This is a genomic window from Clostridium fermenticellae, assembly GCF_003600355.1.
GTDB lineage: Bacteria > Bacillota > Clostridia > Clostridiales > Clostridiaceae > Clostridium_AV > Clostridium_AV fermenticellae.
Genome location: NZ_CP032416.1, coordinates 871,415 through 885,425, shown reverse-complemented (window position 1 = coordinate 885,425; position 14,011 = coordinate 871,415). Strand labels below are relative to the sequence as shown.

8 protein-coding genes and 1 pseudogene are annotated in these 14,011 nt (G+C 28.3%); all 9 read right to left on the bottom strand.

Translation table 11 applies throughout. The features are described from left to right. Position 1: 1 nt before the first annotated feature. The 9 genes and pseudogenes from D4Z93_RS04355 to pheT all read right to left on the bottom strand — a co-directional run bounded on the left by D4Z93_RS04355 (position 2) and on the right by pheT (position 14,010). On the bottom strand, positions 2–2,362 hold the full coding sequence (locus D4Z93_RS04355; protein ID WP_119970708.1) for a U32 family peptidase: 2,361 nt from the start codon (positions 2,360–2,362) through the stop codon (positions 2–4). A 75-nt stretch (positions 2,363–2,437) separates the two neighbouring features. Next, positions 2,438–2,668 (bottom strand): annotated as a pseudogene (locus D4Z93_RS04350) (IS4 family transposase); the annotation flags it as partial. Between the two features lie 221 nt (positions 2,669–2,889). Continuing rightward, the gene (locus D4Z93_RS04345; protein ID WP_119970704.1) at positions 2,890–4,671 is read right to left on the bottom strand and encodes a tetratricopeptide repeat-containing glycosyltransferase family 2 protein; all 1,782 of its coding nucleotides are present in this window, start codon (positions 4,669–4,671) and stop codon (positions 2,890–2,892) included. Positions 4,672–4,696: 25 nt separating this feature from the next. Beyond that, positions 4,697–6,499 carry a tetratricopeptide repeat-containing glycosyltransferase family 2 protein gene (locus D4Z93_RS04340; protein ID WP_119970703.1) on the bottom strand — a complete coding sequence of 601 codons (1,803 nt, stop codon included), beginning with the start codon at positions 6,497–6,499 and terminating at the stop codon, positions 4,697–4,699. Between the two features lie 83 nt (positions 6,500–6,582). Then, on the bottom strand, positions 6,583–7,497 hold the full coding sequence (locus D4Z93_RS04335) for a DUF6385 domain-containing protein (protein ID WP_119970701.1): 915 nt from the start codon (positions 7,495–7,497) through the stop codon (positions 6,583–6,585). 103 nt (positions 7,498–7,600) lie between these two features. Beyond that, on the bottom strand, positions 7,601–8,530 hold the full coding sequence (locus D4Z93_RS04330) for a glycosyltransferase (RefSeq protein ID WP_119970699.1): 930 nt from the start codon (positions 8,528–8,530) through the stop codon (positions 7,601–7,603). Positions 8,531–9,950: 1,420 nt separating this feature from the next. Continuing rightward, positions 9,951–10,790, bottom strand: a complete 840-nt coding sequence (locus D4Z93_RS04325; RefSeq protein ID WP_119970697.1) for a DNRLRE domain-containing protein — start codon at positions 10,788–10,790, stop codon at positions 9,951–9,953. A 103-nt stretch (positions 10,791–10,893) separates the two neighbouring features. Beyond that, positions 10,894–11,487: a cell division protein ZapA gene (locus D4Z93_RS04320; RefSeq protein ID WP_119970695.1), complete on the bottom strand. Its 594-nt coding sequence runs from the start codon at positions 11,485–11,487 to the stop codon at positions 10,894–10,896. A gap of 144 nt (positions 11,488–11,631) precedes the next feature. Beyond that, complete coding sequence (gene pheT, locus D4Z93_RS04315) at positions 11,632–14,010, bottom strand: phenylalanine--tRNA ligase subunit beta (protein WP_119970693.1); 2,379 nt, start codon at positions 14,008–14,010, stop codon at positions 11,632–11,634. Between the last annotated feature and the right edge of the window lies 1 nt (position 14,011).

The following is a 14,011-nucleotide window of genomic DNA, read 5'->3' as shown; positions in this document are numbered from 1 at the left end:
CCTACTCAACCCCTCTTTTATAATGTCCTCTTGTAAATTCTACAAAATTACACTCTTTCTTTTCATTATTTAAAGTACCCAAAACTTTAACTGCTTCGTCATAATTTTCATCTATAAAATCTATTCTAAAACTTTTTACTTCCATACTTTTAAGTTCCGTAGTTCTATCTAATATATTGAGTGGAACATTATTAAATATATGGCTTCTACAGTATTTATCAGTTTTAACCAAAAATTCTGCCCCAATTTTATCCTTTAGATAAAAAATTCCTTCATTACACTTACAAGAGCAATCACTTTTCCTATTCCTTCCACCAAAAATACTACCTATAGGACAATATTCCGACACCATACTTTCTATTTTACCATAAGTAAGAACTTGAACATTTTTATTTAGTCCTTTAATTGTTCTCTCAATTTCAATTTTATTTAATTCTACGCTTAAGCAGATCGAATCTATAAATTCATTATATTTCTTAAGGGAAAATTCATTAAAAACATTTAGTTTGTAATCTGAAACTATATGTATTTTATCTTTAAATACATTAATTATACCTAGATTAGCCGTAACTATACCTTTTATATAAGGCAAAAATTCATTTATTTTTTTACATACACTGTCAAATTCATTTCTTACTATATTAGGTACCTTAATCCAAAGATTGAAATCACTGTTTTTGCCTATTAAATCCTCAAAATTATCACTTGACCTATAAAACATATCAATTATTATATCTTTAAATCCACTGTCTTTAACTGCTCTTAATTGTTCCTCAGTATTTACGCATATCATATATTCAGGTAATAGATGAGATTTTTTTTCATCTTTAAAAATTTTGGACATATACTTTAAATTTATGTCTGCTTTTTCTAAAACTTCTGTAGACTTATTTTCAAGTTTCTCTATAAATTCTCTCCTGACTTCATTTATCTTGGATATTGGTAAAAATCCATTCTCATAGGCTTCAAATATTATATTTGAAAATTTAAATGGCGTATCACCACTTTTACTTAAATGTATTATAATATCTTCCTTCATAACAGGTTTTTTTATTGCCTTTTCGACTATTGCTCCTTCAATTGAGTAGTTTACATTATTGTAATAAGCACTTAACCTTATAGGTTCATTCAATTTAAAATTCACCTTTACATCAAGGTTTATTTTTCTATTAAAATTATTATTGTATTTGCCCTGCAGCTCCTTAAGAAAGTTAAAATCAGAAGTTTTATAAAGATCGTCACCTCTTTTAAAATTAGATGGTTTTAAAATAACTTTATTACCCTTCTTCGCTTTTTCAACTTCTTCATTATTTTTAATTATCTTAGAAACTGTCAGTCCAGAATTTCCATATCTAATTCCATCTTTTATAGATATATCTTCCTTAAGTATTACACTCAAGTCTTTATTCACTTTCCCAATTAAAACTCCAGTATTTTTAGGGAATGAATATGCCATCATATCTTTTCCCACATTTCCATATAAATAAGCCTTTGAAAAACCTTCTCTATTAAATAACTGAAGTAAATGCTTTTTTTCATTGCTTAAATCCTCATACTTCTTTGAAGCAATGGCAATATCTATTGCCTTCCTATAGGCTGAGACAACGCCTGCCACATATTCCGGCCGCTTCATTCTTCCTTCTATTTTCAAGGATCTAGTACCGCTTTCTATAATATCTCTAATATTTTCAATAGTACACATATCCTTAGGACTTAATAAATATCCCTTACATTTAGATTCATTTTCCTTATTTATTATTGTATATGGAAGCCGACATGGCTGGGCACATCTGCCTCTATTGCCACTTCTTCCACCTATAAGACTACTCATAAGGCACTGACCTGAGTAACATATACAAAGAGCTCCATGTATAAACATTTCCGTTTCTATACCCATATCTTTTGATATATATTTTATTTCTTTTAATGAAAGCTCCCTTGAAAGTACAATTCTTTTAAACCCTAGAGAATTTAAAAACCTTGCACCTTCTGCATTATGAACTGTCATCTGAGTTGATGCATGAAGTTCGAACCCTGGAATAAGCTCTTTTATACAGGCTGCAAACCCCATATCTTGAACAATTAAAGCATCAACACCAGAGTTGTATAAAAATCCGGCATATTTTAATGCCTCTTTCATTTCATTATATTTTAGCAGTATATTTACTGTCACGTACACTTTAACACCATACAAATGACAGTAATTGACTGCTTTTTTAATACTATTATTATCAAAATTTGATGCATAAGCTCTTGCAGAAAATCTATCACCGCCGATATAAACAGCATTAGCTCCAGACTGAACTGCCGCATATAAACTTTCCAAACTTCCTGCAGGTGCCAGTAGCTCAACTTTTTTCATCCGTTCATCTCCTAAAACAAAAATTCATTCAAATTTTATTATACAATAACAAGATCATATTTATAAAGTATTATAAATCTTCGCGTTAAAAGTTTTGTCCTCACAAAAATCTGATATAGTTCTTAATGATGGGGCCGGAAGGCTGTATATCCCGAATGTAAATGCCTTAAAAAATGTGAATCCATCTAATTTACTAAACCTTTTAGTGAATTTAGTATCTACTGCTATTTTATTTATAGTTTTCTTTGAAATATCATTAATAATTTTTTCTAATTTGTGCATACTACCTACTATATTGTTTTTCATAAAGATCACTCCTTGTTTTTTTTTATTACTTTTAGGAGTGACCTTTTTTATTTATTTTATAACTATAAATTTAATTACCTGGTGCTAAATTTTGGCTTAACTTTACGCTCATGGGGTTTGTAATTGCAAGCTTACACTTATTAGAAATTTTTTATGTGACGTATTTTGGAAATCCCGGCCGGAGCATAAGTTAAACTTTCATCCACAAACCCCATTTTAATTTAAATACATGATTTTAATATATCTAGACTTTCACTGTCAATTAAGTCAAACATTTTTATGGATCTCAATATCTCTTTTTTTGCCATATCTCTATAGCCATATTTATAATACAATTTGCCAAGTTGAAGGAGCACTGATTTATCACTTATTAAGTTCAACAACTCAAGTGACTTTTCAAATTTATCAAATTCCATGTTAGCTAAAAGTATTTCAAATACTTCAAATATAGCTGAGGTATATTCTTTTTCATTTTCATCCTCTGACAAAATAGATGTTTCCTTTCCTTCAAATATACTTATCAATTCATTGTAGACATTAATAATTTTTTTGTTATGATCATTTCTTTCAAGATAAAATTGTCTTATCGTTCCATGGGCAAAATCATATTTACCCAAAACTAAAAAACATATAATTCTATACATAGAAATTTGAAAGTAATATAAATTTTCTTCTGATACTCCTTCTGTATACTTAATACACTCCTCAAATTTTTTAGATCTTATTAAACATTTAATCTTAAAAAAAGCCAAATCCTCGGGAGTGTTCTCACTAGAATATCTGTCTATATATTCTAGTGCAATATCATAATATCCCTCCATATAAAATAAGTCTGCAATAATCTGATATTGATTTTTGATATCATGAAAAAAATTTTCTATAATCTGCTTAAATTTATCTATGGGTGTATTTTTTTTCTTCAATATATGAGTTATATTATATAATGGTACAAGATAATCGGATTTAAATCTTAAAGTATCAACAGAGTATTTATATGCCATATCATAATCTTTTAAATACAGATATATTTTGGAAAGTTCATACGAAGCTTTAAAAGTTCCAGTTCCATACATACATTTCAGCATAAATGGAGCTTCCCCCAATTTCAAGCATTTTTCAAACACTTCTATTGCCATAGTTGGTTTATGCTGCATTTCAAGTACTAATCCCTTTAAATAGTATAAATCCGTAAATTCAGGATAATACTTTATTCCTGTTTCAATAAATTCTATTGATGTATCAAAACGTTTTAGATTGTAATTCGAAATCACTATTTTTTCTATAAGTTTTGGTGCAAAACCAGTTGATGGATTAAATTTATCATATGCCTTATAATAATTTTCTAAAGCTTTTTTCTCATCATTGATTGATGAATATTCTGTTCCTATATTAAAATAATTAAACTTATTTTGAGGATCTTTTTCTATTTCCTTTTTAAGAATTTTAATATTTCTCTCGTTTTTCTTTTTATTTAAAATCTCATTGTCTAAATAACCATAATGATATATTCTTATAGACTCACATATACCATTTATCGGATGATCAGAATTTATCAATTGATTGTGTATAACACCTTTATAACTGTATCCATAGTTGTTTTTAAATAATCTAGGATTTAAATTTATACTTATATTATTCCCTTTAGCCATTCCGAAATAGCATACTGTTTCAAAAAAATACGTCTTGCTTACATCAAGCTTATCCTTTAACTCATTAAATTTTTGCTTATCATCTTGCGCAAATTCATCATCTGCATCCATAATTAGTATCCAATCTTTAGTTGCATATTTCAATGATTCATTTCTAGCTCTGCTAAAATCATCACACCATTTAAAATAATATACTTTTGCACCGTAATTCTTTGCTATATCAATCGTACTGTCAGTTGATCCTGTATCTACTATTATAATTTCATCAACCAAATTTTTAATACTTTCAAGACACCTTGGAAGATCTTTCTCCTCATTTTTGACAATCATACATAAACTAATTTGATCAGCCATTCATCTCTTTCTCCTCCTATAATTTTTATTTATTAGCGCAAATACATTTCTTTAAAATTTCTACACTCTCTTTATCAATCAGGTTATACATCTTTACAGATTTAAATATTTGATCCTTAGCTCTATCAAAATATCCATATTTAAAATACAATTTTCCTATCTCAATAAATTTATATTTATCTTTTATACAATCCATGAGCTTAAGTACTCTATCTGATTTTTGAAGCTTATTGTTTATTATAAATATTTCAATTATCTCAATTATAAATTTAGTATACTGTCTATCATTTTCATCACTTGACAAATCTTCTACATCTTTGTCCATAAAAATATTAACCATCTCTTTGTACACTCTAAAACATTTTTTAACACTTTTCGATTCCGATAAACCTTTATGATTAAATTTATTCAGTTCTTCTAAAGCTGTCTTGTATTTCTTCATAATAACCAAGCTTATTATATTATTAGTAAACAACTTAAGATATACTAACTTTCCTTGATATATACTATTAAGCCTTACACAAGCATCAAACTCACCAATTCTAGCAAAAATATTTGACTTTAAAACACATACTTCTTTATAGTATAATTTAGTGTTATCTAACTTTCGTATATATTCTAAAGCTGTATCATAGTACCCTTCTTTATAAAATAAATCTGCAATAAAATAATATTCTCGTGGAAAATCAGAAAAAAATTTTTCTATATTCAATTTAATTCTATCTATAGATAAACCTTTCTCCTTGAATATATTTAAAATATTAATAAGCGGTCCTAAATAATCTGGTTTTACCTTAAGTGATTCGATAGAATACATATATGCCTTATCGTAATCTTTTAATTTTATATATATTCTTGATAATTCATCAAATGATCTGAAATCTTCAACACCATAAATTGATTTTAAAAATCCAGGTGGACTACCAATATTTATGCAAGTCTTAAACGACTCTATTGCAGATAAATATTCACCGAGTTCGTCACATATTATCCCTTTTAAATAATATAAATCTGAAAAATCCGGATAATAACTTAGTCCTACATTTATAAATTCAATCGCTTTATGAAAATTTCTCATCTCATAATTTACTTCTACTATTCTTTCTATAAGTTTTGGAGAATACCCCAAATACGGTTTAAAATCCTCATAACATTTATAGTAACATCTTAAAGCTTCACATTTTTTATTTAAGCAACAGTATTCATTACCCAAATTAAAATAATTAAACTTATTTTCTGGATTCTTCTTTATTAACTTTTCTAAAATTGTCATATTCCTATTTCTTTTATTTTTGTCTATCATTTTTTTATTTATATAGCCATAATGATATATTCTTATCGATTCAAATTTTGACAAAGCCTCATTTTTACTATTTAGAAGCTGATTATGAACTGCGCCCCTATAATAATAACCATATCTATTTTTAAAAAGGCGTGGATTCATATTAATACTTATATCAAAGCCTTTTTCATATCCTAAATAACTTAAAGTTTCAAAATAATATATATACTTTTTATCAAGATTTGATTTTAACTCTTTGAATTTAATCCTATCATCCATGCAAAATTCATCGTCCGCATCCATAATTAATATCCAATCCTTAGTCGCATACTTTAAGGATTCATTTCTGGCTATGGCAAAATCATCACACCATTTAAAATAATATATCTTTGCATTGTAACTTTTTGCTATTTCAACTGTTTTATCTTTTGAGCCTGTATCTACTAATATAATTTCATCAACTAAATCCTTAACACTTTCCAAACATCTTTTGATATCTCTTTCTTCATCTTTTACTATCATACAAAGACTAATTTCTTTTGGCATTTACAAATCACCTCATTATTTTTTAAAAATAAAATCAAATATCAATGAAGTACCTTTCTCAAGGTACTTCGTTAAGATGATTCTTAATATCTGCCATTAAACCACACCTGAACAGTTGCTGTTCTTGATGGTGTCCAAACTTTGAGTTTTGTATAATGAAAATAATATTCATTAGTAATAACTTGTGCTGTTTCTCCAATTACTGTTCCCATTCCTCCTATTAACGCATAATTTGCTGTTGGAGTTGGTGCTACTGCAAGTTGCACGTTTATGGTATCACCTGTAGATGAAGATAGCCTATTAATATACCAAGAATAATCCTGATACTTAGAAGTATCAATAACAGTTCCAAAAGTTCCTGTTGTAGATATATCAGCTATTGTTTCCGACATTTCTGTAAATTCCCTATCATAAAGGCCAACCATAAGTTGACCATTAGTATCAACCTTAATACTCTGATTACTTATTCCATCAAATCCTTGAGTTAAAACAGTTCCTGTACTTACATGAACTGTACCATTTGTTATTGAATCTATCTTTTCTATTGTCGTAAGTGTACCTTTGCTTACTTGAACTGTTCCCCCTGTTATCGAACTTACACTACCTACTTCTTCTATTTCTGATAGAGTTCCTGAACTTACATGAATTGTACCATTCGTTATTGAATCTATCTCTTCTACTGCTGTAAGTGTACCTTTGCTTACTTGAACTGTTCCCCCTGTTACCGAACTTACACTACCTACTTCTTCTATTTCTGATAGAGTTCCTGAACTTACATGAATTGTACCATTCGTTATTGAATCTATCTCTTCTACTGCTGTAAGTGTACCTTTGCTTACTTGAACTGTCCCACTTGTAATCGAGTCAACTTCCTGTATACTTACATTTAAATCTCCATTAGAATTTGTTTTTATAGGTCTATATTGGCTTCCATCATAACCATATACAGCACTTTTTAGTTCTCCTGCTGAATGTTGAAATACTATATTATTAGACAAAGTTTCTCACTCCTTATTCTTATGACGGTAAAAACATTTTGCGTGCTTCAATATTTATAATATTGAAACTTCAATACAAATGTGTCAAAAGAATACTCTATAGTCAATTATTTTCTAAACTATCTATTAACTTTAATATTTTATTTTTTTGTATATCTAAGGAATAATTATTAACTATAAAATTTCTATATTCTTTCGAATTATAATTATGATTACATACCATATTTACCGCTTCATCAATGCTATTCCACAAATATTCATACGGATATATGTCTTCAGCACCAACAAAATTATGAATTACAGGCTTTATTCCTTTACTCATAGCCTGCATTACACTTAAATTTTGAGATTCAAGTACACTTGTACATAATATATAGTTTTTATCCTCAAGCCATTGGTTTATATCATCCTGCCATCCATTATAAATTATATTTTTTTCCATATGCATTTTCTTTATCATATGAGAGAAATAAAGTACATACCTTTCATCTTGAAATTCGCCTGCTATATAAAGTTTATAATTTCTATTCTTTTCATACATTGCTTTGAAAGTATGAATGAGAAGCATAGGTCCCTTTTTAAAATTAATGTATCCTACATATGCTATATTAATTCCATCAGATCTATCTTTATAGTTATAACTATTTATATTTATTCCGTTTTGTATAACCTCAACTTTTTTATCTTCTACACTAATCTTGTTTTTTAAAATATCACATATATTTTTACCTACACATATAAGTTTATCTATGTTTCTCCAATTTACTAAATTTATATAATTTGTAAAAACTTCATAACTGTGAAGTCTGCATACTATTATTTTTTCCTTTGCAACATCTAACTTACTTCCATAAACAACAAGATCATCACACCACTCAAACCAACATATATCTGCTTCTTTCATTTCTTTATCAATTTGATTATAAAAACCAACTATTACCTTTTTAACTGTATACACCTTTGACAATTCTAAAATTATATCTTTCAAAAAAGTATCAAGTCCGCTCTTAACAAAAAAAACTATTTTTTTCATAATACCTCCCATTTCTCAAATTAATGAAATGTGTATATTGCATATCAAGCATTGTTGTTAGATATATAGATATAAGGACAAACTATATATTTAAACCAAATGCTTAACATACTAATAAAAGTATATAAGTAATTACACGTAAACTTGATAAGTATATTCTGAATATAATTTCACTTTTAAGGGTCTAGGGCGATTAGCCCTGTTGATTTATATTATAAGATCTGTATCATTTTTCAGTAAGCAAATTTATTTTTTGGATTTTTCTATTATAAATTCAATTAATAGTTTTATCTTTTTAAGACTTCGTTTGCAACCCGAAAGGGAGTATTTTATTACTTTAGTTTTTTATCTGGAACCTTAAACCTATCTATAATTAAATCAACTTAAAAATCTTTTGCCCTATTTAGACTTAAATCATACATAATCTCACTCATTTTCTCGTATAGTATTCGTGTACATTACATTATGATTTTCATCGTTGTACTTTTTTCTTATAGAAGTTTTACAGACATAGTCCTTTTATATATAGCAGTAATCCCAAAGGGATATTTCAAAATTATACGAGTTATAATAAGTAACGCAATTCTTCTCAATAAAGTATTAAATATATTCAAAATCAGAATGTAATCTACACTTCGTAAGAAAAACAGAACGCCCTAACGGGCTGAGGATTAATCGTCTCAAAATCATATAAAAAATAATTTATCGAGATTAAGGAATGATTTTAATTAAATAACGGTAACTGAACTTGTTAGATCATTATAAAAAAAGACAACATTATTTGCTGATCCTGTAAGTTTAAAGTAAGAACTTATCCAAACTTTTTTAATTACTTTATCAGATAGCTAAAAATTATAATTATAATATAAATCACTAGAGCTAATCGCCCTAAACCCTTAAAGGCGAAATCATATTCACAAAGTACTTATCGAATTTACATGAAGTTATGCAATTACTGATATACTATTAAGCATTTTATTTTAGATAAGTATGTTTTATAAGGACAAACTGGGCTTATACGTAGGGGTGTAAAAACGAAATGAAAGCACATTTAAAAAGTTTTTTTACAGTTCTTAGCAAAGTATTTTAGGGGAATTTTATATATAACATATATCTAAACAGAGATGGATATCGTATCAAGCATTTGCTGCAAATATAAGTAGAATTCTTACGTAGTGGAATACTGTGAGGCTGAAGACACATTTAAAACTTTCTCTATAAATCTTGACAAAGTGATGTTAAAAATCTTAAAGTTCTGGATACTGTTTGAGGTATGAGTTTACCCAGGTTTTTTAGATTTTTAACAGCACAAGTCTTAGATTTATAAAAAGTTTTAACGTGTAGAAGCCTTACAGTATTCCACTACGTAAGAATTCTACTTATGTCGTTAAAACAAAGCTTAATACGCAATATATGCAATTTACTTATATACCTGATAGATGAATTTTATTTCCACACTTGCAGTATTACCTGGTGAACTTAAAACAACTCTATAATATTTCCCATAATACTGGGCAACTAATACGTCATTACTATTAGCACTCACATTAACTTCCTGTTCTCCAACCCATGTGCTTAAATCAAAACTCACCTCAATTTTTGCATTTAAATCACTAGTGCTTAAATTATTTATGAAAAATGTTCCTTGTATCATTCTTTCTACATTTATAGGCTGAGTAACTTCCTCACCTTCAAAATCTAAGATAAAAACTCTTTTTCTTACTTCCACATATCTTCCATCGTTAAAATTATTTTCTGTATAATATTCTAAGAATAATTTTGGAACAATTTTATAATTACTAACCAAATTGGAGTAAAAACGCACAAGTGAATCCGCATCTCCATTTGATTTTAAAAGCATACCATTCTTTAAAATATTATCATTATTATCAAACAGACTCGTTATATCTATATCCAGCCATTTATCACAATCATGTATATTGAATTCAATAAATTCATTACTAACTTCTGGCATATTATTAAAAGTCGTAAATCTATTGAACTTCTGTTCAAGTGGATAAATATATAAAGTATTAGTCATACCATTAGAAATTTGCTTCTTCACATATAATCTCAAAATAGCAGAAATTATTATATAATTTTCATATGAATCATCAGATTTAAAATACAAATAACTTTGATATAAATCTCCATTATAAAATCCAACATCCAAAATGCTTTTTTTAAAATTCCTATCAGGATGTAAATTTGTAAGTATTAGACTTCTGCTGCATGAGAACTGTATTTTTTGACTTGACATATTTATCCTCCTCCCCAATTATAATATGATAAATATCAAAAATTGATGACCATATATAGATTTTAAAACAAAAAAATAAGCCAACTGCCTTAAATGCATTAGCTTATTTATCTCTTAGTAAGACATTATTTTTTTTTTTCTCTTTTGCCAAATCTATCTGATTTTCCATTAATTTATGATTAAGATCCAATACCTTATATTTAGAAGACTGAAGTTCAAATTTAATCTGCTTATTCTGAGCTATTATTTCCTTATTCTCTTTCATGTATCTCTTTGCTGTCTCTTGAAGTACTTCCATTTCTTGCATTATTTTATTTATATACTCTTCCTTCTCTTCAATATATTGTGCATTAGTATTGTTCTTTAACTTTGACTGAAGTTCTCCATTATATTCTTCCAAATGTTTTAACTGTTTCTTAAAAGATTGAATATCCTCTTCGTAATCCTTATTTTTTTTATCTATATCATCAAACTTAGCCTTGAGCTGATCATACTTATCCTTTTGTTTAAACATATCATCAACTATATTTAAAGCCGACAAAATTGCTGCCGATGCCGTACTTAACTTAATATTATTTTCAGTTATACTCCTAACCTTTTTATCTACATAAACTGCTACTTTATGTAGGTATTCTTCTTGTTCATTACCTTTTAAGTTATATTCTACTCCATTAATTTTAACTGTTACAACGTTCATAAGAACACCTCTTAGATAAATAGTATATTATAAATCTATTATTATAATAATATCATAAATAAATACTTATATCAAAATTTATTGTATAAAATTTGAAGAAATTTCAATTTGTAATAAATGAAATTCCCTCAAATTTTATTATAACTATCTAAGTTGTGCACCTAATTTATTTTCCAGAGTTCTTATGATCTTATCATGCAACTTGTTTACCTCAGTATCTTTTAATGTTCTATTTTCATTCCTATATGTTAAAGAAAATGCTAAACTCTTCTTTTCATCAGGTATCTGCTTTCCAGTATAAACATCAAATAATTTTACGCTTTCGAGTATAGATGATCCCTGTTTTCTCATTATATCTTCCACATCTTGAACAAGTATATCCTTATCTATAATAATTGAAATATCTCTCGTCGCAGCAGGGAATTTCGGAAGAGGTTTATATTTAATATCTAAGTTTGCATAATTATAAAATACATCTAAATTCAATTCTGCAATATAACATTTTTCTTCCATACCGTAATTATCAAGTACATCAGGATGCACCTCTCCAAAGATGCCGACAAAATCCTTTTTTAAATATAACTTTGCAGTTATCCCCGGATGAAAAGTAGGATTTCCTGTCTCCCTTTTTAATGAATACTTTTCCACTTTAAGTGCTTCTAGTAAATTCTCAATTACACCCTTTAAGTTAAAATAATTCACTCCACCATAAATTCCTATAGTTACAATATTCTTTTCTTCTGGAAGTTTATCTGGATCTTCATTAGGTATATAAATTTTCCCGACCTCAAATAATCGTGCACTCTCATTATTTCTTGAATAATTTCTGCTAAGTGCTTCCATCATAGAACCTATTGAAGTAGTTCTCATTACACTAAAGTCCTCACCGAGTGGATTCTTTATTTTAACAGCTCTTCTTAAACTGCTGTCTTCTGGAAGAAGTAATTTGTTAAATATCTTCGGACTTATAAAGGAATAGCTTATGGATTGATTTATTCCACATCCGATTAATGTTTCTATAACCTTATCATCAAGATGCTGCTTTCTATTTTTTCCACTTTTCATACTGACACTTCTTATCATTGTATCAGGTATTTTATTATATCCATAAATTCTTGCTATCTCTTCTGCAACATCTTCTTTTATGTTTATATCGGATCGAAACGTAGGAACATCTATAATTAATTTTTTATCATCTATCTTAGTTTCAAGTTCTAATCTATCTAAATATTCTTTCATACTTTCTACATCTATATCAGTTCCAAGAAATTTATTTATCCATACTGAATCAACTTCAACTGCATGAGGAATAACTTTATTTGGATACATATCGATAGTCCCTCTGCATACTTCTCCAGCACCTAATTCCTGAACAAGATTACATGCTCTATTTAATGCAATCTCTGCCAGATTAGGATCCAAATCTTTCTCAAATCTGGATGAAGCCTCTGTTCTAAGAGCTAACATCCGGGAAGATACTCGTATATTGGTACCATCAAAGTTTGCACATTCAAATATTATAGATGCTGTGTCATCTTTAACCTCAGAATTAAGTCCTCCCATTATTCCTGCAAGCCCTATAGTTTTTTCTCCATCTTTTATGGTCAAAACATCAGAATTCAATATTCTTTCCTGTCCATCTAATGTTGTAAATTTTTCACCTTCCGATGCCCTGTCAACTACAATTGTGTTAGTAGATATTTGCCTTGTATCAAATGCATGCATTGGTTCTCCAAACTCAAGCATTACGAAATTAGTTATATCTACAATATTGTTTATAGGTCTTACTCCTGCTTCTAAAAGTCTATCCTGCATCCATCCTGGAGACTGCTCTATCTTAACATTTTTGATTTCTCTCGCCATATATCTTTTACAAAGGCTATCATTTATTTTTACTTTAAATTCATCATTAACATCATCATTACATCCTGCTGTATATTTAGTATTTGGCATTCTGTACTTTAAGTTTAATGTAGCTGCTGTTTCCCTTGCTATTCCTAATACACTCAAGCAATCCGGTCTATTTGATGTTATCTCAAAATCAATTACTGCACTTGTCATATTTAATACATCTTTTATATCCTCTCCAATAGGTACATCCTGAGGAAGTATCATAAGTCCATATACAGGCTTATCTCCAGCAAGACCAAGTTCTTGCTCAGAGCAGAACATTCCATTTGACATAACCCCTCTTAATTTACCCTTTTTTATCTTTACACCGTCATGAAGTACTGAACCATGGAGTGCAACTGGAACTATATCTTGTTCTTTCATATTTGTTGCAGCTGTAACTATTTGCAAAAGTTCATCTTTATTTATATCCACCTGACATATCGAAAGTCTGTCAGCATCAGGGTGCTTTTTTATTTCAACAATTTTACCTGTAACTACATTTTGTATTTCATCTCCCGTTATATCCACACTTTCAACTTTTGATCCACTTAAAGTAAGCCTATCTCCAAGTTCTTTAGGTGAAATTTCTATATTAACATAATCACTTAACCATTTAACTGGAACCTTCATT